Genomic DNA, 22,412 nt, shown 5'->3' on the forward strand with positions numbered 1-22,412 from the left:
GCCCGTGTCGGACACGAAACCCGAGCCGCGGGGGCCGGCCCTGGCGTCCCATTCAGGAGGTGTTGTCCCCGCCGGGAGGTCGGATGCCGCGGCTCGCTCCTCCGGTACGGCACAACGCCTCGCGACCGCGGCGCCGGGCGGCGGCATCCTGCCCACCCGTTACGATGATCGGGATGTCCGCCGACGACGCAGCGACCCTGACCAACGTGCTCTCGCTGTACCGCGAGATCCCGCGCGGCGAGTGGGCGCGATTGGCGGCGGGGCTCGCCCAGCCCCTCACCGAGACCGAGATCGTGCAGCTGCGGGGCCTCGGCGACCGGCTCGACATGGCCGAGGTCGCGCAGGTCTACGTGCCGCTGTCGCGCCTCCTGTCGCTCTACGCCGAGTCGACGAAGCGGCTCGGGGTCGACACGGCGGACTTCCTCGGCGAGCACGATACGACGACCCCCTTCATCGTCGGCGTCGCAGGATCGGTCGCCGTCGGCAAGTCCACGATCGCGCGCCTGCTGCGCGAGCTCACGAGCCGCTGGCCGGGAACCCCGCGCGTCGAGCTCGTGACGACCGACGGGTTCCTCTACCCGAACGCCGAGCTGGAGCGTCGCGGGCTCATGGAGCGCAAGGGCTTCCCCGAGTCGTACGACCGCCGCGCGCTCGTCGCGTTCCTCACGGAGGTCAAGAGCGGCGCGGCCGAGGTGCGCGCGCCGTACTACTCCCACATGCGGTACGACATCGTGCCGGATGCTGTCGTGACGGTGCGCCGCCCCGACATCGTCATCGTCGAGGGCCTCAATGTGCTGCAGCCGCCGCCGACGCCCAACGACGTCGCGGTGGGCGACCTCTTCGACTTCTCGATCTACGTCGACGCGGATGCCGGGCACATCGCGCAGTGGTACGTGGACCGCTTCCTCGCGCTGCGCCGAGGCACCTTCAGCAATCCGAACTCGTTCTTCAACGTCTTCGCCGAGCTGAGCGACGAGCAGGCCGTCGAGCGGGCCATGCACTACTGGAACACGATCAACCTCCCCAACCTCGAGGAGAACGTGCTGCCGACGCGCCACCGCGCCTCGCTCGTGCTGCAGAAGGCCGCCGACCACACCGTCGAGACGGTCTGGCTCCGCAAGCTCTGATCCGAGCCGGCCCCGAGGCATCCCTTCTCGTCCCCTCAGCCACCCTTCTCGTCCCCTCATCCACAGGTCAACCACGGATCCGCAGGATCGATCCACGCCGATACGCCTGCAAACGCGTGGTTGACCTGTCGGTCGGGGCGGGGTGGCGTTGGTCGCCGGGCGGACAGCATCCGTTTGTTCGGGCTCCTGACCAAACCCCCCGCCTACCATTGAGGGCATGTGCGGAATCGTCGGATACGTGGGCCCGCGGCCGAGCCAGGCCATCCTCCTGTCGGGGCTGGCGCGGCTCGAGTACCGCGGATACGACTCGGCAGGCATCGCCGTCATCGACGGCGAAGGGGATCTCGGGATGCGCAAGCGGGCCGGAAAGCTCCAGGTCCTGCGCGACGACCTGACCTCCGAGCCGCTGCCCGACGGCACGACCGGCATCGGCCACACGCGCTGGGCGACGCACGGCGGGCCTACCGACGCCAACGCGCACCCCCACCTCGCGGACGACGACAAGCTCGCCCTCATCCACAACGGCATCATCGAGAACTTCTCCGAGATCAAGGCCGACCTGGTCGCCGAGGGCTATGACTTCCGCAGCGAGACCGACACCGAGGCGGCCGCGATCCTCCTCGGCCACGAGTACCGCAGGAACGGCGGCGACCTCGTCGACGCCTTCCGCGCGACGGTGGCCCGGCTCGACGGCGCCTTCACGCTGCTCGCGATGCACGAGGACCACCCCGGGCTGGTCGTCGGCGCCCGCCGCAACTCTCCGCTCGTGATCGGGCTCGGCGACGGCGAGAACTTCCTCGCCTCGGACGTCGCCGCGTTCGTCGAGCACACCCGCCACGCCCTCGCGATCGGGCAGGACGAGATCGTCGCGATCACGCCCGCCGGCGTCACGGTGACGGACTTCTCCGGCGGCCCGGTCGAGGTCGAGCCCTTCGAAGTGCTGTGGGATGCCGCAGCCGCCGACAAGGGCGGCTGGTCGTCGTTCATGGCCAAGGAGGTCTCGGAAGAGCCCGAGGCCGTCGCCAACACGCTGCGCGGCCGCATCCGGGACGGCGCCGTCGCGATCCCCGAGCTCGACGGCCTCGACGAGCTGTTCGCCGACATCAACCGCATCATCGTCATCGCGTGCGGCACGGCCGCCTACGCCGGCGCGGTCGGCAAGTACGCGCTCGAGCAGTGGACGCGCATTCCGGTCGATGTCGAGCTCGCGCACGAGTTCCGCTACCGCGACCCGGTGATCGGCCCCGACACCCTCGTCGTCTCGATCAGCCAGTCCGGCGAGACGATGGACACGCTCATGGCCGTCAAGTACGCGCGCGAGCACGGCGCCCGCACGCTCTCTATCTGCAACACGCAGGGGGCGACGATCCCGCGCGAGTCCGACGCCATCGTCTACACGCACGCCGGCCCCGAGGTCGCCGTCGCCTCGACGAAGGCGTTCGTCGCCCAGATCACGGCGCTGTACCTGCTCGCCCTACACATCGGCCAGGTGCGCGGAACGCTCTCCGCGACCGAGGTGGCCCAGCAGGTGCTCGAGCTCGAGGCGGTCCCCGGCAAGATCCAGCTCGTGCTCGAGCGCGAGCAGGAGCGCATCGAGCAGTTCGCCGGCTGGATGGCCGACACGCGCTCCGTGCTCTTCCTCGGCCGCCACGTGGGCTACCCGATCGCGCTCGAGGGCGCGCTCAAGCTCAAGGAGATCTCCTACATCCACGCCGAGGGCTTCGCGGCGGGCGAGCTCAAGCACGGGCCCATCGCGCTCATCGAGCCGGGCCAGCCCGTCTTCGTCATCGTGCCGTCGCCGCGCGAGTCGCCCGTGCTGCACTCCAAGGTCGTCTCGAACATCCAGGAGATCCGCGCCCGCGGCGCCCGCGTCATCGTCGTGGCGGAGGAGGGCGACGCCGCCGTCCTGCCGTACGCCGACGAGGTGCTGCGCATCCCGCTCGCCGAGCCGCTCTTCGAGCCGATCCTCGCGGTCGTCCCGCTGCACATCTTCGCGATGGGCCTCGCGACGGCGAAGGGCCTCGACGTCGACCAGCCGCGCAACCTCGCGAAGTCCGTCACGGTCGAGTGACCGTTTCCGGTCGTTGAGCGAGGAGCGAAGCGACGAGACGAAACGCGTGAGCCGCGCGCAGGCGTTTCATCTCGCTTCGCTCGCTCAACGACCGATCTCCGAAGCGCGCGATAGGGTGACGGATGCCGCGGGAGCGGCATCCGGGAGGCTGAATGATCGTCGGGATCGGCGTCGACCTCGTCGACATCGGCCGCTTCGAGCGCACCATCGAGCGCACTCCGCGGCTGCTCGACCGCCTCTTCTCGGCGGCCGAGCGCACCCGCGCGCCGCGGTCGCTCGCCGCGCGCTATGCGGCGAAGGAGGCGCTCATCAAGGCGCTCGGCGGCTCTGACGGCCTGCACTGGAGCGAGGTCGAAGTCGCATCCGAGGCATCCGGTCGTCCTCATTTCGTGCTGTCGGGCTCGACCGCCGCCGTCGTCGCCGACCGCGGGATCACCGCCCTGCACCTGTCGATGTCGCACGACGGGTTGTACGCGACGGCGTATGTCGTCGCCGAGGCCCGCGAGTCGCCGGAAGATCTGGCGACTCGACGCTCGGTGGCCCGAACTTCTGGCTTCTCGCCGAGCGAAGAAGGCGGGATGCTGTGAGCCGCCTGCCGGCCGGGATCCTCCGCGAGGCGACGATCGACGTGGGCGCGATCGCCGCCAACGTGCGGCATCTGCGGCGTCTGACCGAGTCCGAGGTCATCGCGGTCGTCAAGGCCGACGGCTACGGCCACGGAGCAGTGCGCAGCGCCGCCGCGGCGCTCGAGGGCGGCGCGAGCCGGCTCGGCGTCGCCGACATCGGCGAGGCGCTCGCCCTGCGACGCGGCGGAATCTCGGCCCCCATCCTCGCGTGGCTGCACGCGCCGGGCGCGAACTTCCACGAGGCGGCGGGCGCGGGCATCGAGCTCGGCATCTCGAGCTTCGACCAACTCCTGCAGGCGGGGGCCGCGGCATCCGTCGACCGACCGGTCGGTGTGCACCTCAAGCTCGAGACGGGCCTCGGGCGCAACGGCATCGCGCCGGAGGACTGGCGCGTCGTGGCCGCCGAAGCCGCCCGGCTGGAGCGCATCGGCAAGCTCCGCGTGATCGGGCTCTTCAGCCACGTCTCGAACACCTCGGCCGACGACGATCGGGCCGCGCTGCAGCGGTTCGAAGAGGGGGTCGCGGTCGCGGCATCCGTCGGCCTCGCGCCGCAGCTGCGGCACATCGCGGCGTCGAACGCCGCGATCGACCTCCCCGAGGCGCGGCTCGGCTGCGTGCGCCTCGGCGTCTCGATCTACGGCCTCTCGCCCTTCGACGACCGCGACTCGGGCGATCTCGGACTTCGGCCTGCGATGACCCTGCGGGCCCCCGTCGCGGCCGTGCGGCGCGTGCCCGCCGATCACGGGGTGTCGTACGGCTACACGTACCGAACGGAGGGTGAGACGACCCTGGCGCTCATCCCGCTCGGCTACGCGGACGGTGTGCCGCGCCATGCCTCGGGTGGCGGGCCGGTGTGGATCGGCGGCACGCTGTTCCGCGTGGCGGGCCGCATCGCGATGGACCAGTTCGTCGTCGACGTCGGCGATCAGCCCGTCTCGGTCGGCGATGAGGCCGTCCTCTTCGGGGATCCGACCCTCGGTGTGCCGTCCGCGAAGGACTGGGCGGATGCCGCCGGCACGATCAACTACGAGATCGTGACGCGCATCGGACCCCGCGTGCCGCGCCGGCAGGTCTCGGCATGACCCGGTTCGGCGACTCGCGCGTGCAGAACGTCTCCAAGCCGGGCTGTGCCGCCGCCGGAACGCGGACTCGGGATGCCGGGTGGCCCAGATTGGCGACGTTGTGCACAGGAGGCCCGGCATGACGGGCCTGGAGACCCTCGAGGGCCGGCGCGAGATCACCTCGCCGGAGGACATGGAGGAGTTCGGCGAGCGACTGGGACGGATGCTGCGCCCCGGCGACATCGTCGTGCTGACCGGTCCGCTCGGCGCGGGCAAGACGACGCTCACGCGAGGCATCGGGCGCGGGCTCGGCGTACGCGGCCCCGTCCAGAGCCCGACGTTCGTCCTCGCCCGGACGCATCCCTCGCTCGTCGGCGGAGCCCCGCTCGTGCACGTCGACGCGTATCGCCTCGGCTCGGCCGCCGAGCTCGACGACCTCGACATCGACTTCGAGGGCTCGGTCGTGATCGTGGAGTGGGGCCGCGGCCTCATCGACGCCGTCGCGGACGCCTGGTGGGAGATCGAGCTCGAGCGCGAGTGGGGCGGCACGGGCGTGGACTCCGCCTGCGGCACGAGCGGTCCCGCCGCCGCCGAGCTCGACGCCAACGCCCCGCGCCTCGTGACTGTCTCCCACCGCCCGTAGCCCCCTCGCCCTCGGTCGTTGAGCGAGCGGAGCGAGACGAAACGCGCCGAGCCCGGCGTGGAGGCCGAGTCCGGGGCGTTTCGTCTCGGTCGCTTCGCTCCCTCGCTCAACGACCGAGAAGGCGGTAGCAAGCCGTGTTCGTCCTGCCCGACTAGCCTGGATGGGTGATCCTCGGCATCGACACGTCGCTCGGCACGGCCGTAGCCGTCGTCGAGGAGGACGGCGTCGTCCGGTCGCAGATCGAGAGCGCCGACCCCCGCGGGCACGCCGAGGTCATCGGCGGGCTCATCCGGCGGGCGCTCGCCGAGGCATCCGTCCGCCCAGGTGACGTCTCATATGTCGCAGGAGGCATGGGGCCTGGCCCGTTCACGGGACTCCGCGTCGGGATCGCAGCCGCGCACGCGTTCGCGCTGGGCCGCGGCATCCCGTTCGTCCCGGTCGTGAGCCACGACGCCGTCGCGCTCGAGCTCCTGCTGCATTCGGCGCTGACGGGCGGGCGCGACAACACCGACGACGATCCCTTCGCCGTCGTTACCGACGCGCGCAGGCGCGAGTTCGCCTACACGGTGTACCGCGGGATCGACGACGACGGCCTGCCGATCCGCGCCGTCGACTCGGCGCTCGCGCCGCGGGACGAGCTCGACGGAGTGCTCGAACGCGAGGGAGTGCTGCGCCGCGACGCCGACCGGATCCCGGCGGCGATGCTCGCCCTGACGGCCGCGCGCGCGATCGCCGCGGGCCGCACGATCGGTCCCGCCGACGCGCTCTACCTCCGCTCGCCGGACGTGACGCTCCCCACCGGACCCAAGCGCGTGACAGGGGGTGCGGCGTGAGCATCCGCCCCGCGACTCCCGAGGATCTCGCCGCCATCATGGCGATCGAGCGCGCCTCGTTCCCGACCGACGCGTGGTCGGAGCCCATGATGCGCGAAGAGCTCTCCTCGCCGCACGGCCGCTACTTCGTGTCGGAGGAGGCGGGCCGGCTCGTCGGATACGGGGGCCTGCGCGCTCCGCAGGGATCGCGGGATGCCGACATCCAGACGATCGCGATCGCCGAGTCCGCCCGCGGCCGGGGTCGCGGACGTGTGCTGCTCGAGGCGCTGCTGACCGAGGCATCCGCCCGCCGCGTGCACGAGGTGTTCCTCGAGGTGCGGGCCGACAACCCCGTCGCGCAGTCGCTGTACGCGTCGGAGGGCTTCGCCGAGGTCGGCCGGCGCCCCCGCTACTACCAGCCCGACGACGTCGACGCCGTCGTGATGCGCCTCGACCTGACCGCCTGGGACGCCCGCCGTCAGCCCGACCCCGAGGACGCGGGAGTGTGCACGTGAGCCCCGAACCGCTGGTCCTCGGGATCGAGACGAGCTGCGACGAGACGGGCATCGGGATCGTCCGCGGCCGCACGCTCCTGAGCAACACCATCGCGAGCAGCATGGACGAGCACGCGCGCTACGGCGGGGTCGTCCCCGAGGTCGCCGCCCGCGCGCACCTCGAGGCGCTGCAGCCGTCGATCGAGGCCGCGCTCGCCGAGTCGGGCGTTGCGCTCACCGACATCGACGCGGTCGCCGTGACGTCGGGACCCGGCCTCGCGGGAGCCCTCATGGTCGGCGTCGGCGCTGCGAAGGCGCTCGCGGTTTCGCTCGAGCGGCCGCTGTACGCCGTCAACCACCTCGTGGGGCACATCGCCGCAGACATCCTCGACGCCGACGCCCCGCCACTCGAGTACCCCACCGTCGCGCTCCTCGTGAGCGGCGGACACACGTCGCTCCTCCTCGTCCGCGACCTCACGACCGACGTCGAGCTCCTCGGCGAGACGATGGACGACGCCGCCGGCGAGGCCTTCGACAAGGTCGCTCGCCTGCTCGGCCTGCCGTACCCCGGAGGTCCGCAGATCGACCGCGCGGCGCTCACGGGCGACCCCAAGGCGATCCCGTTCCCGCGGGGCCTCTCGCGCGCGTCCGACATGGCCTCCCACCGCTACGACTTCTCGTTCTCGGGGCTCAAGACCGCCGTCGCGCGGTGGGTCGAGCAGCGCGAGGCGGCCGGCGAGGACGTGCCCGTCGCCGACATCGCGGCGTCCTTCCGCGAAGCCGTCGTGGACGTGCTCGTGACGAAGGCGCTCGCCGCCTGCAAGGACCACGGTGTGCCGCGCCTGCTCCTCGGCGGAGGCGTCATCGCGAACAAGCGCCTGCGCGACGTGGCCCTCGAGCGGGCGGATGCTGTCGGCGTCACCGTCCGCATCCCTCCGCTGTCGCTCTGCACCGACAACGGCGCCATGATCGCGGCGCTCGCATCGGAGCTCATCATGTCGGGCCGCCGCCCCTCGACGCTCGAGTTCGGCGCCGACTCGACGCTCCCTGTGACCGAGATCCAGGTGGCGGAGGGGGTCGCGGCGTGAGCGACCGCGAGCCGGAGCCTGGCACGGGCGAGGCCGCGCGGCCCGAGCCCGCCGTCGAGCCGGTCGAGCCGGTCGAGCCGGTCGAGCCGGTCGAGCCTTCCTCCCCGCCTGCCTCGCCTGCCGCGGCGATCCGCCCCGAGCCCGCGAGCACGATGCAGCCGACGGAGGACGTCGCGCCGGTCGGTGCCGAGTCGACGCTCCCGGGCGCCCACCGAGGCGGCTTCCAGCGGCTGCCGACGGCTCCCGTCGCGATCACGGCCGAGTCCGCACCGCACGATCCCGATGGCGATCAGCCCGAGCCCGTCCTGATGTGGGCGATGCCTCAGCCCGCGCCCCCGGCGCGCGGCATCGCCGGGTGGGCGCTCGCGTTCGCCATCGTCGCGCTCATCGCCTCGCTGTTCGTGGGGTGGGGCTTCCCGGTGGCCGTCGCGGCGATCGTCGCTGCGATCATCGCCCTCCGCCGTCCGCTGGAGAGCCGCGCCGTCGCGATCTGGGCCCTCGCCATCGCCGCGGTCTCGATGCTCTACAGCGCCGGCTGGCTGCTCTTCGCCGCGACGAGCGCGGGTCTCATCGGCTGAGCCCGAAGCGTTCGCCGGGCTGAGGCGTTTCGTCTCGCTTCGCTCGCTCAACGACCGAACCCATTCCGGGCGGCGACAAGCTCGTGGGTCGGGCGTTCGCCGGGCCGAGGCGTTTCGTCTCGCTTCGCTCGCTCAACGACCGAACCCATTCCGGTCGTTGAGCGAGGGAGCGAAGCGACCGAGACGAAACGCCACGCATTCCGACGAGAACGGCCGGGTTCAGACGCGGTCGGCCAGGAGCGCGACGCGCTTCTGGCCGATGCGGGTCACGATGAGCGTCGCCGACTCGTCGCCGCGCAGCGCGAGCGACTTCCGCAGGGCGGCGGGGTCGATGTCCACTCCGCGCTTCTTGATCTCGAGGCGCCCGATGCCGCGCTCGCGCAGGGCCTTCGCGAGCTTCTTCGTGTCGGCGGGAAGCTCCTCCCGCACACGGAACGACGCCACGAACGGCGAGGTCAGCGGCGCATCCGAGGTGAGGTACGCGATGTGCTCGTCGATCATCCCGGCCTCGAGCGACCGGGCGACATCGCCGATGAGCCGGGCGCGGATCACGGCGCCGTCCGGCTCGTGGATGAACGCGCCGAGCGCGCGCACCGGCTCGTCCTCGGCATCCGTCCCGCCCGTGAGCTCCCACGCCGACTCCCCCCGGACGACCAGGGCGGCCCGGCGCACGCCGTCGCGTGCCAGCATCCCCGTCCAGACGACCAGCTCGATCGTCGAGCCCTCCGCGCTCACCCACTGCGCCTCGGCGTCGGGGGGCAGCAGTGCGCGGTCGAGCGCGGGGCCGAGCTTGACGCCGGTGGGATGCCGCGACGCCAGGTCGAAGACCCAGTCCAGCGAGGGCGACCAGTCCTCAGGTCGCGTGCGCGACGTCTCGCTGTGTCCCGCCGTGCGCCGCGCCGGGTCGAGCCAGTACGCTTCGACGTCGAGCCCCTCGACGGCGTCCTCCGCGCGCGCGTGCCGCACGGAGACGTCGTCCCCGAACGGGGCGAGGTTGTAGGCCGCGATCGCCGCCGTGACCTCGTCGGCGTCCACGGCCACGACCTTCAGCCCGAGCGCCGCGAGCCCGAGCGCGTCTCCGCCGATGCCGCAGCCGAGGTCGGCGACCGAGGTCGCTCCGGCGGCGCGGAACCGGGCCGCGTGCCTCGCGGAGATCCCGAGGCGGGTGGCCTGTTCGAGACCTGCGCGGGTGAACAGCATCCGTTCCGCGAACTCGCCGAACTTGGCGTGCGCGCGCGTCCTCAGCCGCGCCTGACCCACGACAGCCGACACCAGCCCGGGAGAGTGCCCGGCCGCACGCAGCCGCGAAACGGTGCGCGCGACGTCATCGGTGGAGTCGATCGCGGGGAGCGTGTCGAGCAGTCGCAGACCCTCGGGGGTCAGCAGCGCGGTGAGCTCTGCGAGATCCATCCGGCAAGCGTACGGGCGCGCGTGGCGTTGTGTGACGACACTTGGCACTCACGTTGCAAGAGTGCCAGCCGAATGCCTAGACTGGATCAGCACTCGCCCTATGTGAGTGCTAACGAGTCTTGTTTCTCAAGGAAAGCAGAGGTAGACCCGTGTCGGTTTCCATCAAGCCGCTCGAGGACCGCATCGTCATCAAGCAGGTCGAGGCCGAGCAGACCACCTCCAGCGGTCTGGTCATCCCCGACACCGCCAAGGAGAAGCCCCAGGAGGGCGAGGTCGTGGCTGTGGGCCCGGGCCGCATCGACGACAACGGCAACCGCATCCCGCTCGACGTCGCCGTCGGCGACCGCGTGATCTACAGCAAGTACGGCGGCACCGAGGTCAAGTTCGGCGGTGACGAGTTCCTCGTCCTGTCGGCTCGCGACGTGCTCGCGGTCGTCGTCCGCTGACGACAGCTTCCTGAGGGGGCCCGGATGCTTCGGCATCCGGGCCCCTTCTTCATGCCCTGGCAGTAATCGGTCGGAGGTCGGCAGAGCGGATGCCGCACCCCGGCCTCGGGCCGTGCGAGGCGTCCTACGCTGGGTGAGTGAGCCCCGAACCTTCCTCCCCGCCGGCCGCGACGACGGGCCGCGCGGGCGGAGGACGCGGGGACGCGGCATCCGGAGCCGACCTGTCCAGGCAGCACGCACTCGGCGGTGTCTACGCCTTCATCGCGTACCTGCTGTGGGGCTTCCTGCCGCTCTACTTCCTCGCGCTCGCGCCGACGGGACCGTTCGAGGTCGTCGCGTGGCGCATCATCCTCTCGCTCGCCTTCTGCGCGATCCTCCTGACGGTCACGCGCACGTGGCCCAAGCTCGTCGCAATCCTGCGCAACCGGCGGCTCGTGGGCTGGACGATGGCCGCGGGCGCGCTCATCTACGTCAACTGGCAGGTCTACCTCATCGGCACGCTGACGGGGCACGTCGTCGAGACGAGCCTCGGCTACTTCATCAACCCGATCGTGACGGTGCTTCTCGGGGTCATCGTGCTGCGGGAGCGGCTGCGGGTCGTGCAGTGGATCGCGATCGGCATCGCCGCGGCGGCCGTCGCGGTCATCGTGTTCGGGTACGGCGCGTTCCCGTGGATCGCGCTCACGCTCGCCTTCACGTTCGGCTTCTACGGCCTCGTGAAGAAGCAGATCGGGCCTTCCGTCGACGCCGTGAGCGGCCTGACGCTCGAGTCGCTGTGGCTCACGCCCGTCGCGATCCTCCAGCTCGTCGTCGTGGGACTCACGACGGGTCTCACGATGGGCCAGGGCTCCACCCTGCACACCGCGCTGCTGCTCGTGGCAGGCGTCGCCACCGCCACGCCGCTGCTGTTCTTCGCCGCCGGTGCCCGCCGCGCGCCCCTGACGCTCATGGGCATCCTGCAGTTCGTCGCGCCGATCCTGCAGTTCATCATCGGCGTGTGGGTGCTCGACGAGCCCATGTCGGTCGAGCGCTGGATCGGCTTCGGACTCGTGTGGGTCGCGCTGACGCTGCTCACGATCGACTCGCTCGTCGCCGCGCGCCGCGCGCGGCTCGGCCAGCGCGACGACGCCGCCTCGGACGTCGCCGACCTCACCTGACCCGGCCACTGCGTCCCTAACTCCGGCTGGTCGGGCTTCGGAGGGCGCCGGAAGCGCTTCTGAGGTCACTTTGGCACCAGCCAGCCGGGGTACGGGACGCCGGAGCCGGGCGTGCCCGAACTCGTCTGACCGCGACCCGCGCGTCCCCGACTCCGGCCGGTCGGGCTTCGGAGCGCGCCGGAAGCGCTTCCGAGGTCACTTCGGCACCAGCCAGCCGGGGTACGGGACGCCGGAGCCGGGCGTGCCCGAACTCGTCTGACCGCGACCCGCGCGTCCCGAACTCCGGCCGGTCGGGCTTCGGAGCGCGCCGGAAGCGCTTCCGAGGTCACTTCGGCACCAGCCAGCCGGGGTACGGGACGCCGGAGTCAGCGCACGAGGCGCGCGATCGCCTGGCTCGCCTCGGTGATCTTGGCCTCCGCGTCGGCTCCGCCGAGCTTCGCGGCATCCACGACGCAGTGCCGGAGGTGGTCGTCGAGCAGCCCCAGCGCGACGGCCTCGAGGGCCGAGGTCAGCGCGCTGATCTGCGTCAGGATGTCGATGCAGTACTTCTCGTCCTCGACCATCTTGTGGATGCCGCGGGCCTGACCCTCGATCCGCTTGAGGCGGTTGAGGTACTTGTCCTTGTCGGTGATGTAGCCGTGGTGCGCGTGCGCGTGCGATCCGGATGCCGCGCTCGGCGTGGATGCGAGGGTCATCGCGTCTCCTTCACGAGGTGGTGCTGGTGGTGGTCGGCTTCGGGCGCCCGCGCGGCCGCTGCAGCCTCCGAAGCATGGCTGCGGAAGCGCCGCAGGCGCAGGCTGTTGCCGACGACGAACGCGCTCGAGAACGCCATCGCGGCGCCCGCGATCATGGGGTTGAGCAGTCCGAGCGCCGCGAGCGGGATCGCCGCGACGTTGTAGGCGAACGCCCAGAAGAGATTGACCCTGATCGTGCCGAGAGTGGCGCGCGAGAGGCGGATCGCGTCGGCCGCGCTGCGCAGGTCGCCGCGCACGAGGGTCAGATCGGATGCCTCGATCGCAGCATCCGTACCCGTGCCCATCGCGAGTCCCAGGTCGGCCTGCGCGAGAGCGGCGGCATCGTTCACGCCGTCGCCGACCATCGCGACGACCCGGCCCTCGGCCTGGAGGCCGGAGACGACGCTGAGCTTCTCGGCCGGGAGAACCTCGGCGATCACGCGGTCGATGCCGACCTCGGCGGCGATGCGGCGCGCGACCGTCTCGTTGTCGCCGGTCAGCAGGATGGGCTCGAGCCCCAGTCCGCGCAGCTGTGCGACGGCTTCCGCGCTCGTCGGCTTGACGCTGTCTGCGACGGTCAGGATGCCGCGCACGGCGCCGTCCCATCCCACGACGACGACCGTCATGCCCTCGGCCTCGAAGTCAGCGACTCTGTCGGCGAGCTCGCCCTCCACGGTGAGGCCCCACTGAGCCAGCTGCGACGCGCGTCCCGCGACCACAGCGCGGCCCTCCACGATGCCCTGGACGCCCGCGCCGGGGGTGCTCCGGAACCCCTCGACCTCCGGGAGCACACCGACCTCCGCGGCGGCCCCGCGCGCGACCGCCTGGGCGACCGGGTGCTCCGACGGGTGCTCCAGCGCACCGGCGAGCCGCAGCAGCTCGGCACGGTCGGTGCCGGGCGCCGGCACGGCGCCTGTGAGCGACATCCGTCCCGTGGTCACGGTGCCCGTCTTGTCCAGGACGATCGTGGCGACCTTCCGCGTCGACTCGAGCACCTCGGGACCGCGGATCAGGATGCCGAGCTGCGCGCCGCGGCCCGTTCCGACGAGCAGCGCGATGGGGGTGGCAAGACCCAGGGCGCACGGGCAGGCGATGATGAGCACGGCGACCGCGGCGCCGAACGCGGCGGCGGGGTCGAAGCCCAGCAGGAGCCACACGACGAGCGTCGCGAGCGCGATGCCGATGACGATCGGCACGAAGACGGCCGAGATCCGGTCGGCGAGCCGCTGGGCCGCGGCCTTGCCGGACTGCGCCTCCTCGACGAGCCGGGCCATCTGCGCGAGCTGCGTGTCCGTGCCGACGCGCCTCGCCCGCACGATGAGGCGACCGCCCACGTTGACGGTCGCGCCGACGACGGCGTCGCCCACGGCGACCTCGACCGGCATGGACTCGCCTGTCACGGTCGAGGCATCCACGGCTGAAGTGCCTGAGACGACGACTCCGTCGGTCGCGATCTTCTCGCCGGGGCGCACGACGAACTCGTCACCCACGCGCAGGTCCTCGATGGGCATGCGCACCTCGATGCGCGACCCCGACACGAGGTCGTGGCGCAGGACCGCGACCTCCTTGGCTCCGACGTCCATGAGCGCCCGCAGGGCGGCTCCGGCCTCGCGCTTGGACCGCACCTCGAAGTACCGGCCTGCGAGCACGAACATCGTGACGCCCGAGGCGACCTCGAGATAGAGGTTGCCCGCCGCGTCGCTCGGCGAGATCGTCCACGTGAAGCCGTGGGTCATGCCGATCATCCCGGCATCCCCGAAGAACAGGGCGTACAGCGACCAGACGTAGGCGGCCGTCACGCCGACCGAGATGAGCGTGTCCATCGTGACGGCGCCGTGGCGGAGATTGACGAGCGTCGCCTGGTGGAACGGCCACGCCGCCCACGTGACGACGGGCGTCGCGAGAGCCAGCGAGACCCACTGCCAGCCCGGGAACTGCAGGGCAGGGATCATCGCGAGAAGGATCACCGGCACCGACAGCGCGATCGCCGCGATCAGCCGGCGGCGCAGGGAGGCGAGCTCGGGCTCGGCATGGTGCGAGTGCTCGACGGGCTGGGGGAGCGCGGCGCCGTAGCCCGTCTTCTCGACCTCGGCGACCAGCAGCTGCGGGTCCATGCCTGCAGGCGCGCTCACGTGCGCCTTCTCGGTCGCGAAGTTGACGGATGCCTCGACCCCGTCGAGCCGATTGAGCTTCTTCTCGATGCGCGCGGCGCACGACGCGCACGTCATGCCCGTGATCTCGAGGTCGACGCGCTGCGGAGCGCTCGCGGCGGCGTGGGGAGCGTGAGCGCTCATGAGACCCGCATCGCCTCGTAGCCCGCCTCGTCGACGGCGGCGATGACGTCGTCGTCTGCGATGCCGGCGCTCGTCGTCACGACGAGGCGGCCGCTCGCGGCGCTGACGTCGACGGCCTCGACGCCTGGCAGCTGCGCCACCTCTCGCCGCACACTCGCCTCGCAGTGGCCGCAGCTCATACCCGTCACCTGGAACTCGTTGATCGTCATCTCACTCGGCTTTCGTCGGAAGGATACCCCCAAGGGGTACCGACTCCAACCATATACCCGTCGGGGGTATTCCGAGGCCGTCCGCGGGAGCGATCCCGCCGTTACACATCGTTAACGAAAGGCAATACACAAGAGACCCGCCCGCGATTAGGTTTGATCCACTGGGCCGGACCCCGAGCCGTGCCCGCGTTCATTCACAGCAAGGAGCAACATGAGCGTCTTCACCCGCTCGCGTAAGGCCTCAGTCCTGGGCGCGATCGCGCTCGCTGGCGCCAGTGCCCTCGTCCTCGCCGGCTGCGCCGGCGGCGGATCGGGCAGCAGCGAGACCAGCGCGCCCGCCACCGAGGAGCGCGACCTCACCCTCAAGATCGGCACGATCCTTCCGCAGACCGGATCGCTCTCGTTCCTCGGCCCGCCCGAGGAAGCAGGCGTCGGCCTCGCCGCCGAGGACATCAACGCCGTCGCCGAAGAGACCGGCCTGACGATGGACGACGTCGTCTGGGGTGACTCGGGCGACACCGACAACAAGGCGTACGCCACGACCATCCAGAAGCTCATCTCCGAGGGTGTGACCGCCGCCATCGGCGCCGCCTCGTCGGCCGTGACGAAGCTCTTCCTCGACGACGCCGTCGCCTCGGGCATCATCACGTTCTCGCCGGCGAACACCTCGGTCGACTTCATCGACTGGGACGACAACGGCCTCTACTGGCGCACGGCTCCCGCCGACACGCTCCAGGGCGAGGTGCTCGGCAACCTGGTCGCAGAGGACGGGCACAAGAACGTCGCGATCCTCTACCAGAACGACTCCTACGGCACGGGCCTCTCGGGCGTCTTCAAGGAGGTCTTCGAGGGCTCGGGCGGCACGATCGTCGAGGAGCAGTCGTACAACACGGGTGACACGAGCTTCGACGCGCAGATCAGCGCGCTGCTCGCCTCGAACCCCGACGCGATCCTCCTCGTGACGTTCGACGAGATCTTCACGATCGGTCCCGCGCTGCTTCAGGCCGGCTACCCCGCCGAGGACCTGTACCTCGTCGACGGCAACCTGAAGAACTTCGGCACCGACGACAAGTGGCCCGCCGGCCTCAGCATGGAGGGTGCCAAGGGCACGACTCCTGCCGGCCCCGCTCCCGACACCGAGTTCCAGGGTCGCCTGAACGACTGGTGGACCGGCGAGGGCAACACCGAGCTGACCGACTTCTCGTACGCGAACGAGTCGTACGACGCCGTCGTGCTCCTCGCGCTCGCATCGCTCGCGGCGAACTCGACCGAGGCGACCGACGTGGCCGGCAAGCTGCAGGAGGTCTCGGGCGGCTCGGGCGACGGTGAGAAGTGCACCAGCTACAAGGAGTGCGCCGACATCATCCTGGGCGGCGGCGTCGCGGACTACGACGGGTTCTCGGGCCCGATCACGTTCGCTGACAACGGCGACCCGACAGAGGCGACGATCGGCATCTTCCAGTACGGCGCCGACAACAACAACACGCGCATCGACATCTGAGTCGACTCGCACAGGAAGGGCCGCGGAGCGATCCGCGGCCCTTCCGCTTGCCCGGCGCCGGCCAGGCAGGTCGCCGCGCTCGCGAGAAGGCGGCACTCGAGAGAAGAGGAGAGCGGATGCTGACAGCATCCGCTCTCCCCTTCTCAGAGCCTGTGTCGGGTCAGTGCCCGTCGGCCCCCAGTGTTCCGAGGTAGAGGCCGATGACCTTGGGGTCGTTGAGGAGCTCGCGCCCCGTGCCCTCGTATGCGTCGCGGCCCTGGTCCAGGACGTAGCCGCGGTCGCAGATCTGCAGGCAGCGGCGTGCGTTCTGCTCGACCATGATCGTGGTGACGCCCGCCTTGTTGATGTCGGAGACGCGGATGAAGGCGTCGTCCTGACGGACGGGGGAGAGGCCCGCCGACGGCTCGTCCAGGAGGAGCACGGACGGGTTCATCATGAGCGCGCGCGACATCGCGACCATCTGGCGCTCGCCGCCGGAGAGCGAGCCGGCGCGCTGCTTGAGGCGCTTGCCGAGCTCGGCGAAGATCCCGGTGACGAACTCCAGGCGCTCGGCGTAGTTCTTCGGCGCCTGGTACAGCCCCATCTGCAGGTTCTCCTCGATGGTGAGCGAGGGGAACACGTTGTTGGTCTGCGGCACGAATCCGACGCCGCGTGCGACGAGCCGGTCGGACTTGAGCCCGACGACGCTCTCGCCGTCGACCGTGATCTCGCCGTCGCGCACCTTGACCATGCCGAAGATGGCCTTGAGCAGCGTCGACTTGCCCGCGCCGTTCGGCCCGATGATGCCGATCAGCTCGCCCTTGCGGGCGACGAGATTGGCGCCGTTGATGATGTTGATGCCGGGCAGGTAGCCGGCGTACAGGTCGGTGACCTGGACGACCACGTCGCTGCTGGCGACGGCCGTGCCGGACGCGGGTGCGGTCGAAGGACTGGTCACTTGTTCTCCTCCTCGGCCTCAGCGATCGACGCGGCCTCTTCGTCCTTGATCTCCTCGAGCAGCTCGAGGGCGGACGTGTCGAGCTCGCCGGCGATCCGGCCGGTCACGACGCCGAGGTCGACGTCCTGGTGGCTTCCGAGGTAGGCGTCGATGACGGCCTGGTCCTGCATGACGGTGTCGGGCGGTCCCTCCGCGACGACGCGTCCCTCGGCCATGACGACGACCCAGTCGGCGATGTGGCGGACCATGTGCATGTCGTGCTCGACGAAGAGCACGGTCATCCCGAGGTCCTTGAGGTCGAGGATGTGGTCGAGGAGCGACTCCGTGAGCGCGGGGTTCACGCCTGCCATCGGCTCGTCGAGCATGACGAGCGTCGGATCGTTCATGAGGGCGCGCGCCATCTCGAGGAGCTTGCGCTGGCCGCCCGAGAGCGACGCGGCGTAGTCGTCGGCCTTCGCGTCCAGCTTGAACCGCTGGAGCAGCACCATCGCCTTGTCCTCGATCTCGTCATCCTGCTTGCGCCAGATGGCGGGGATGATGCTCGCCCACAGGCTCTCGCCCTTCTGGTTGCCCGAGCCCAGCTTCATGTTCTCGAGGACCGTCAGCAGCGACAGCGCCTTCGTGAGTTGGAACGTGCGGACCTGGCCCATGCGGGCGACCTTGAAGGACGGGATGCCGGCCAGCTGCGTGCCGTCGAACGACCAGCTGCCCGAGTTCGGCTTGTCGAAGCCGCACAGCAGGTTGAAGAGGGTCGTCTTGCCCGCCCCGTTGGGGCCGATGAGCGCCGTGATCGCGTTGCGGGGGATCTCGAGGTGCTCGACGTCGACCGCCGTGAGGCCGCCGAAGCGGCGGGTCACGTTGTCGATGACGACGATGGGGTCGTTCTTGGCGACGCCGGGTACGGCATCCCCCTTCGCGAGTCCCGTCGTCTTGGGGCGGCGGATGCTGCCGGTCGCGGTGGGAACCGCGCCCGTGGTCGCCGGGGTGCCCGGTGCGACCGGTTCCTGAGGCGTGCTGTTACTTGACAAAGGTCAGCTCCCTCTTGTTTCCGAGGATGCCCTGCGGGCGGAAGATGACGATCAGCATGAGCGCGACGCCGACGAGGATGAACCGGAGCGTTCCAGCCTGCTGCGTGGACATGCCCAGGATCCCCGCCTGCGCGAGCGCCGGCAGCACGTTGTCGAGGAAGCCCATGATGACCCAGAAGATGACGGCGCCCAGGGCCGGCCCGAACACGGTGGCTGCGCCGCCGAGGAGCAGGATCGTCCACAGGAAGAACGTGAGCGACGTCGTGTAGGTCGCCGGGATGACGGCCGACGGCAGGGCGAAGACGACACCGCCGAGGGCGCCGAAGACGCCGCCGATGATGAGCGCCTGCATCTTGTACGAGAAGACGTTCTTGCCGAGCGAGCGGACGGCATCCTCGTCCTCGCGGATGCCCTTCAGGACGCGGCCCCACGGGCTGCGCATGAGCGCCCACACGAGGTAGACCGCGATCGCGAGGAGGATGATCCCGAAGACGCGCACCCAGAGCTGGTTCTCGGTCCAGGTCCACGGGCCGAACCCGTACGTGCCCTCCGGGAACGGGTTCGCCCCGCGGAAGCCCGCGTGGTAGTTGCCCAGGCCGTCGGCTGAGTTGGTCCACTCGTCGAAGAGCAGCGTCGTCAGCAGCAGTCGGACGATCTCGGCCGCGGCGATCGTCACGATGGCGAGGTAGTCCGCTCGCAATCGCAGCGTCGGGATGCCGAGGATGATCGCGAAGATGCCCGCCGCGATGCAGCCCACGATGATGCCGACCCACCAGGGCCATCCGAAGCTGAGGATCGAGATGGCGTAGCCGTAGGCGCCGAGCGCCATGAACCCCGCCATGCCGAAGTTGAGCAGGCCCGCATAGCCGAAGTGCACCGCGAGTCCTGTGGCCGCCAGCGCATAGGCGATGGTCTCCGGACTGATGATCCAGTAGGCCGTGTTGTTGAGAATCTGTCCCCAATCCATGGCGCTAGCCCAGCCTCTCCTTGCGACCCAGGATGCCCTGCGGTCGCACCAGCAGAATGATGATCAGAACGGCGAGCGCGCCGACGTACTTCATGTCGGGTGGAATCCACAGTGTCGACACTTCGACGAGGATGCCCACGATGAGCGAGCCGATGAGGGCGCCGAACGCCGTCCCGAGGCCGCCGAGCGTGACCGCGGCGAAGATCAGGAGCAGCACCTGGCCGCCCATGTCCCACTTGACGCCGGGGCGGAAGTACGCCCACAGGACGCCGGCGATCGCCGCGAGCGCCGCGGCCAGGATCCATACGATCCGGATGACCCGGTCGACGTTGATTCCGGATGCCGCGGCCAGGCCCGGGTTGTCGCTGATGGCGCGCGTCGCCTTGCCGACCCGCGTCCGCAGCAGCCAGTACGCGACCGCGACGAGCAGGACGACGCTCGTCGCCATCGACGCGACGTCGATCCAGGAGAGCGCGATCGGGCCGATGCGGACGTCGCGCGGGGCGCCGGCGCCGGGCAGCTGGTAGGTGCCGCCGCCGATGAAGTAGAGGTACACGTAACGGATGGCGAGCGAGAGGCCGATGCTCACGATCATGAGCTGGACCAGGCCCAGGCCTCTTCGTCGCAAGGGTTTCCACAGACCGGCGTCGAGCGACCAGCCCAGGGCGCCGCCGAGGAGGATGACGACCGGGAGCACGATCCACATGGGCCAGGCGAGCCACGATCCGAACACGAGCGCCACGATGGCGCCGAAGGTCAGCATCTCGCCGTGTGCGAAGTTGCTCAGGCCCGTCGTGCCGAAGATGAGCGAGACGCCGACCGACGCGAGGGCCAGGAGCAGGCCGAAGTTGAGGCCGTTCATGAGCCGGTCGAGCAGCTGCGCCCACAGGGGGACGGTCTCTCGCACGCCTTCACCGAGGAACAGGTTGACGATCTTCGTGTTGGTGAGCCCGAACTCGACGTCCTGCGAGGCGGAGTCGCCTTCCACGATGACGCCGTCTGGCAGCGTGGACTCGTCGACCGTCAGGGTGTACTCGCCCTTCTCAGGGACGTAGAGGCGCCACCTCCCGTCGGCGTCCGTCTCGGTCTCGGCGTTGAAGCCGTTGCCCTCGATGGCGACGCCCACGCCCTCGAGAGGCTCGTCCTCGAAGGTGATGACGCCGCCGAAGTAGAAGTCGGTCGGCTCCTGGTCGTCGCCCGGGGCGGCTTGGGCGGCCGCGCCACCCATGAAGACCATCGCTGCGGCGAGGAGCACGCCGAGCAGAGCGGCGAGCCACGGCGCGGCGCGCCGCGCGGCGGTAGTCGTAGAACCCACAGAACCTCCTGACAGGCACGACGCACCGAGGTTCGGGTCGCATCGGCCGTGATGAACGACGGTACGAGCGTAATGTGTCGTCCGTATTTCGGGGGACACCGGTCTGAGTCGTTGTGGAATCTCCACCCCTGGGCCGGCCCCGGGAATGTTTCCAGGTTCCGCTCGCTTAGAATTCTGTACGGCGCGTTCCGCGCACCGGCCGTCGTCGTCCCACCCCGAGCAACGCGCCGCGCGCGCAGGAGAACCCATGGAGCAAAACGACCCCTTCGGCTTCGTCGGACTCACGTACGACGACGTCCTGCTGCTGCCCGGCCACACGGACGTCATCCCGAGCGAAGCCGACACCTCGTCCCGCGTGACGCGACGCATCACGGTCGCGACGCCGCTCATCTCGAGCGCCATGGACACGGTGACCGAGGCGCGCATGGCGATCGCCGTCGCGCGCGAGGGGGGCCTGGGCATCATCCATCGCAACCTCTCCATCGAGGAGCAGGCGGCGATGGTGGACCGCGTCAAGCGCAGCGAGTCCGGAATGATCACGGACCCCATCACGACGACGCCCGACACGACGATCGAAGAGGTCGACGGGTTGTGCGCGAAGTACCGCATCTCGGGCCTGCCCGTCGTCGACGACGACGGCCGCCTCGTCGGCATCGTCACCAACCGCGACATGCGCTTCGTCTCGGGGTTCGAGCGCCAGACGACGAAGGTCCGCGACGTCATGACCACGAAGGGCCTCGTCACGGGCCGCGTCGGCATCAGCGCCGGTGAGGTCATCTCGCTGTTCGCGCAGCACCGCGTCGAGAAGCTCCCCCTCATCGACGAAGACGGAAAGCTCGCCGGCCTCATCACGATCAAGGACTTCGACAAGAGCGAGAAGTACCCGCTCGCGACGAAGGACGAGCAGGGCCGGCTCCGCGTCGGCGGCGCGATCGGCTTCTTCGGCGACGCGTGGCAGCGCGCCGAGGCCCTCCGCGACGCGGGCGTCGACGTCATCGTGGTCGACACGGCGAACGGCCAGTCGGCCGGCGTCATCGACATCGTCCGCCGCCTCAAGGCCGACCCCACATTCGCGCACATCGACGTCATCGGCGGCAACGTCGCGACGCGCGAGGGCGCCCAGGCGCTCATCGATGCGGGAGTGGATGCTGTCAAGGTCGGCGTCGGGCCGGGCTCGATCTGCACGACCCGCGTCGTCGCCGGCGTGGGCGTTCCCCAGGTCACCGCGATCTACGAAGCGTTCCTCGCGGCGCGCGAGGCGGGCGTCCCGGTCATCGCCGACGGCGGCCTGCAGTACTCCGGCGACATCGCGAAGGCGCTCGTCGCCGGTGCCGACACCGTCATGATCGGCTCGCTCTTCGCCGGCACGGACGAGAGCCCGGGCGAGGTCGTCTTCGTCGGCGGCAAGCAGTTCAAGCAGTACCGCGGCATGGGCTCGCTCGGCGCGATGCAGACGCGCGGCAAGAAGACGTCCTACTCGAAGGACCGCTACTTCCAGGCCGACGTCCCCAGCGACGACAAGCTCATCCCCGAGGGCATCGAGGGTCAGGTGGCCTACCGCGGCCCCGTCTCGGCCGTCGCGTACCAGCTCGTCGGCGGGCTCCGGCAGTCGATGTTCTACGTCGGCGCGCGCACGATCGAGGAGCTCAAGGCCAAGGGCCGCTTCGTCCGCATCACGGCCGCCGGCCTCAAGGAGTCTCACCCGCACGACGTTCAGATCGTCGTCGAGGCGCCCAACTACAAGCGCTGATCCAGACGTTCGGAAGGGCGGGAGCGCATCGCGCTCCCGCCCTTCTCGTCTGCCAGGCCGGGCCCCGCCCGACCGCGAGACTTCACAGATGTCACGCGAAACGGCGTGAAATCGTACATTCGTGAAGTCTCGCGGGGGGGCAGCTCACACCCGGGTGAGTTCGG

21 protein-coding genes are annotated in these 22,412 nt (G+C 70.4%); 13 read left to right on the forward strand and 8 right to left on the reverse strand.

Features of this window, described 5'->3' with window-relative positions:
- The first annotated feature begins 173 nt into the window (after positions 1-173).
- The 9 genes from coaA (at position 174) to ABZ477_RS10570 (ending at position 8,500) form a co-directional block, all read left to right on the forward strand.
- Entirely contained in the window at positions 174-1,127 is a 954-nt protein-coding gene (coaA, locus tag ABZ477_RS10530) for a type I pantothenate kinase (protein ID WP_360132052.1), read from the forward strand.
- A 217-nt stretch (positions 1,128-1,344) separates the two neighbouring features.
- A complete protein-coding gene (gene glmS, locus ABZ477_RS10535; RefSeq protein WP_360132055.1) occupies positions 1,345-3,198 on the forward strand; it encodes a glutamine--fructose-6-phosphate transaminase (isomerizing) in 1,854 nt (617 codons plus the stop codon).
- A gap of 152 nt (positions 3,199-3,350) precedes the next feature.
- Positions 3,351-3,785 (forward strand): holo-ACP synthase, encoded by a 435-nt coding sequence (locus ABZ477_RS10540; RefSeq protein ID WP_360132058.1) that lies wholly within the window; start codon positions 3,351-3,353, stop codon positions 3,783-3,785.
- A complete protein-coding gene (gene alr, locus ABZ477_RS10545; RefSeq protein WP_360132061.1) occupies positions 3,782-4,906 on the forward strand; it encodes an alanine racemase in 1,125 nt (374 codons plus the stop codon). Before ABZ477_RS10540 ends, alr begins: the two co-directional genes overlap by 4 nt.
- 118 nt (positions 4,907-5,024) lie before the next feature.
- Complete coding sequence (gene tsaE, locus ABZ477_RS10550; protein WP_360132063.1) at positions 5,025-5,528, forward strand: tRNA (adenosine(37)-N6)-threonylcarbamoyltransferase complex ATPase subunit type 1 TsaE; 504 nt, start codon at positions 5,025-5,027, stop codon at positions 5,526-5,528.
- Between the two features lie 164 nt (positions 5,529-5,692).
- On the forward strand, positions 5,693-6,361 hold the full coding sequence (gene tsaB / locus ABZ477_RS10555) for a tRNA (adenosine(37)-N6)-threonylcarbamoyltransferase complex dimerization subunit type 1 TsaB (protein WP_360132066.1): 669 nt from the start codon (positions 5,693-5,695) through the stop codon (positions 6,359-6,361).
- Positions 6,358-6,855 (forward strand): ribosomal protein S18-alanine N-acetyltransferase, encoded by a 498-nt coding sequence (rimI, locus tag ABZ477_RS10560; RefSeq protein ID WP_360132069.1) that lies wholly within the window; start codon positions 6,358-6,360, stop codon positions 6,853-6,855. The genes tsaB and rimI overlap by 4 nt, the downstream gene beginning before the upstream one ends.
- On the forward strand, positions 6,846-7,922 hold the full coding sequence (gene tsaD, locus ABZ477_RS10565) for a tRNA (adenosine(37)-N6)-threonylcarbamoyltransferase complex transferase subunit TsaD (protein WP_360132072.1): 1,077 nt from the start codon (positions 6,846-6,848) through the stop codon (positions 7,920-7,922). Before rimI ends, tsaD begins: the two co-directional genes overlap by 10 nt.
- A complete protein-coding gene (locus ABZ477_RS10570; RefSeq protein ID WP_360132075.1) occupies positions 7,919-8,500 on the forward strand; it encodes a hypothetical protein in 582 nt (193 codons plus the stop codon). The genes tsaD and ABZ477_RS10570 overlap by 4 nt, the downstream gene beginning before the upstream one ends.
- A 219-nt stretch (positions 8,501-8,719) precedes the next feature.
- Here ABZ477_RS10570 and ABZ477_RS10575 read toward each other — a convergent pair whose 3' ends face one another.
- Positions 8,720-9,910 carry a class I SAM-dependent methyltransferase gene (locus ABZ477_RS10575; protein ID WP_360132078.1) on the reverse strand — a complete coding sequence of 397 codons (1,191 nt, stop codon included), beginning with the start codon at positions 9,908-9,910 and terminating at the stop codon, positions 8,720-8,722.
- A 149-nt stretch (positions 9,911-10,059) separates the two neighbouring features.
- Between ABZ477_RS10575 and groES the strand changes: the two genes are divergently transcribed.
- Together groES and rarD are read left to right on the forward strand one after the other, a co-directional pair.
- Positions 10,060-10,356 (forward strand): co-chaperone GroES, encoded by a 297-nt coding sequence (groES, locus tag ABZ477_RS10580; protein WP_045275440.1) that lies wholly within the window; start codon positions 10,060-10,062, stop codon positions 10,354-10,356.
- A gap of 221 nt (positions 10,357-10,577) precedes the next feature.
- Positions 10,578-11,513 (forward strand): EamA family transporter RarD, encoded by a 936-nt coding sequence (gene rarD / locus ABZ477_RS10585; protein ID WP_360132702.1) that lies wholly within the window; start codon positions 10,578-10,580, stop codon positions 11,511-11,513.
- A 365-nt stretch (positions 11,514-11,878) separates the two neighbouring features.
- Here the strand turns inward: rarD and ABZ477_RS10590 are convergent, their stop codons facing one another.
- The 3 genes from ABZ477_RS10590 to ABZ477_RS10600 are packed head-to-tail and all read right to left on the reverse strand — an operon-like array spanning position 11,879 to position 14,750.
- Positions 11,879-12,208: a metal-sensitive transcriptional regulator gene (locus tag ABZ477_RS10590; RefSeq protein WP_360132081.1), complete on the reverse strand. Its 330-nt coding sequence runs from the start codon at positions 12,206-12,208 to the stop codon at positions 11,879-11,881.
- The gene (locus ABZ477_RS10595; RefSeq protein ID WP_360132084.1) at positions 12,205-14,541 is read right to left on the reverse strand and encodes a heavy metal translocating P-type ATPase; all 2,337 of its coding nucleotides are present in this window, start codon (positions 14,539-14,541) and stop codon (positions 12,205-12,207) included. Before ABZ477_RS10595 ends, ABZ477_RS10590 begins: the two co-directional genes overlap by 4 nt.
- Positions 14,538-14,750, reverse strand: a complete 213-nt coding sequence (locus tag ABZ477_RS10600; protein WP_360132087.1) for a heavy metal-associated domain-containing protein — start codon at positions 14,748-14,750, stop codon at positions 14,538-14,540. Before ABZ477_RS10600 ends, ABZ477_RS10595 begins: the two co-directional genes overlap by 4 nt.
- Positions 14,751-14,961: 211 nt before the next feature.
- Here ABZ477_RS10600 and ABZ477_RS10605 point away from each other — a divergent pair, with 211 nt between their 5' ends.
- A complete protein-coding gene (locus ABZ477_RS10605) occupies positions 14,962-16,251 on the forward strand; it encodes an ABC transporter substrate-binding protein (RefSeq protein ID WP_360132090.1) in 1,290 nt (429 codons plus the stop codon).
- A gap of 160 nt (positions 16,252-16,411) precedes the next feature.
- On the opposite strand, the gene ABZ477_RS10610 is transcribed toward ABZ477_RS10605, so the two are convergent.
- The 4 genes from ABZ477_RS10610 to ABZ477_RS10625 form a co-directional block, all read right to left on the reverse strand.
- Positions 16,412-17,188, reverse strand: coding sequence for an ABC transporter ATP-binding protein (locus tag ABZ477_RS10610; protein ID WP_360132092.1), 777 nt, complete (start codon positions 17,186-17,188; stop codon positions 16,412-16,414).
- Complete coding sequence (locus ABZ477_RS10615; RefSeq protein ID WP_360132705.1) at positions 17,185-18,132, reverse strand: ABC transporter ATP-binding protein; 948 nt, start codon at positions 18,130-18,132, stop codon at positions 17,185-17,187. Before ABZ477_RS10615 ends, ABZ477_RS10610 begins: the two co-directional genes overlap by 4 nt.
- Positions 18,133-18,205: 73 nt before the next feature.
- Entirely contained in the window at positions 18,206-19,183 is a 978-nt protein-coding gene (locus ABZ477_RS10620) for a branched-chain amino acid ABC transporter permease (protein WP_360132095.1), read from the reverse strand.
- 4 nt (positions 19,184-19,187) lie between these two features.
- Positions 19,188-20,498, reverse strand: a complete 1,311-nt coding sequence (locus ABZ477_RS10625) for a branched-chain amino acid ABC transporter permease (RefSeq protein WP_360132098.1) — start codon at positions 20,496-20,498, stop codon at positions 19,188-19,190.
- A 247-nt stretch (positions 20,499-20,745) separates the two neighbouring features.
- On the opposite strand from ABZ477_RS10625, the gene guaB reads away from it, so the two are divergent.
- A complete protein-coding gene (gene guaB, locus ABZ477_RS10630; RefSeq protein ID WP_360132101.1) occupies positions 20,746-22,248 on the forward strand; it encodes an IMP dehydrogenase in 1,503 nt (500 codons plus the stop codon).
- The last annotated feature ends 164 nt before the right edge of the window (positions 22,249-22,412 follow it).

The organism is Microbacterium sp. NPDC019599 (assembly GCF_040632175.1).
In the GTDB taxonomy this organism is placed as follows: domain Bacteria; phylum Actinomycetota; class Actinomycetes; order Actinomycetales; family Microbacteriaceae; genus Microbacterium.

Excerpts from the sequence above, each read along its gene's own strand:
- guaB (WP_360132101.1), top strand. The coding sequence starts at position 20,746 with ATGGAGCAAAACGACCCCTTCGGCTTCGTCGGACTCACGTACGACGAC.
- glmS (WP_360132055.1), top strand. The coding sequence starts at position 1,345 with ATGTGCGGAATCGTCGGATACGTGGGCCCGCGGCCGAGCCAGGCCATC.
- ABZ477_RS10590 (WP_360132081.1), bottom strand. The coding sequence starts at position 12,208 with ATGACCCTCGCATCCACGCCGAGCGCGGCATCCGGATCGCACGCGCAC.
- ABZ477_RS10540 (WP_360132058.1), top strand. The coding sequence starts at position 3,351 with ATGATCGTCGGGATCGGCGTCGACCTCGTCGACATCGGCCGCTTCGAG.
- ABZ477_RS10605 (WP_360132090.1), top strand. The coding sequence starts at position 14,962 with ATGAGCGTCTTCACCCGCTCGCGTAAGGCCTCAGTCCTGGGCGCGATC.
- coaA (WP_360132052.1), top strand. The coding sequence starts at position 174 with ATGTCCGCCGACGACGCAGCGACCCTGACCAACGTGCTCTCGCTGTAC.
- ABZ477_RS10575 (WP_360132078.1), bottom strand. The coding sequence starts at position 9,910 with ATGGATCTCGCAGAGCTCACCGCGCTGCTGACCCCCGAGGGTCTGCGA.
- ABZ477_RS10595 (WP_360132084.1), bottom strand. The coding sequence starts at position 14,541 with ATGAGCGCTCACGCTCCCCACGCCGCCGCGAGCGCTCCGCAGCGCGTC.
- ABZ477_RS10620 (WP_360132095.1), bottom strand. The coding sequence starts at position 19,183 with ATGGATTGGGGACAGATTCTCAACAACACGGCCTACTGGATCATCAGT.
- ABZ477_RS10600 (WP_360132087.1), bottom strand. The coding sequence starts at position 14,750 with ATGACGATCAACGAGTTCCAGGTGACGGGTATGAGCTGCGGCCACTGC.
- tsaE (WP_360132063.1), top strand. The coding sequence starts at position 5,025 with ATGACGGGCCTGGAGACCCTCGAGGGCCGGCGCGAGATCACCTCGCCG.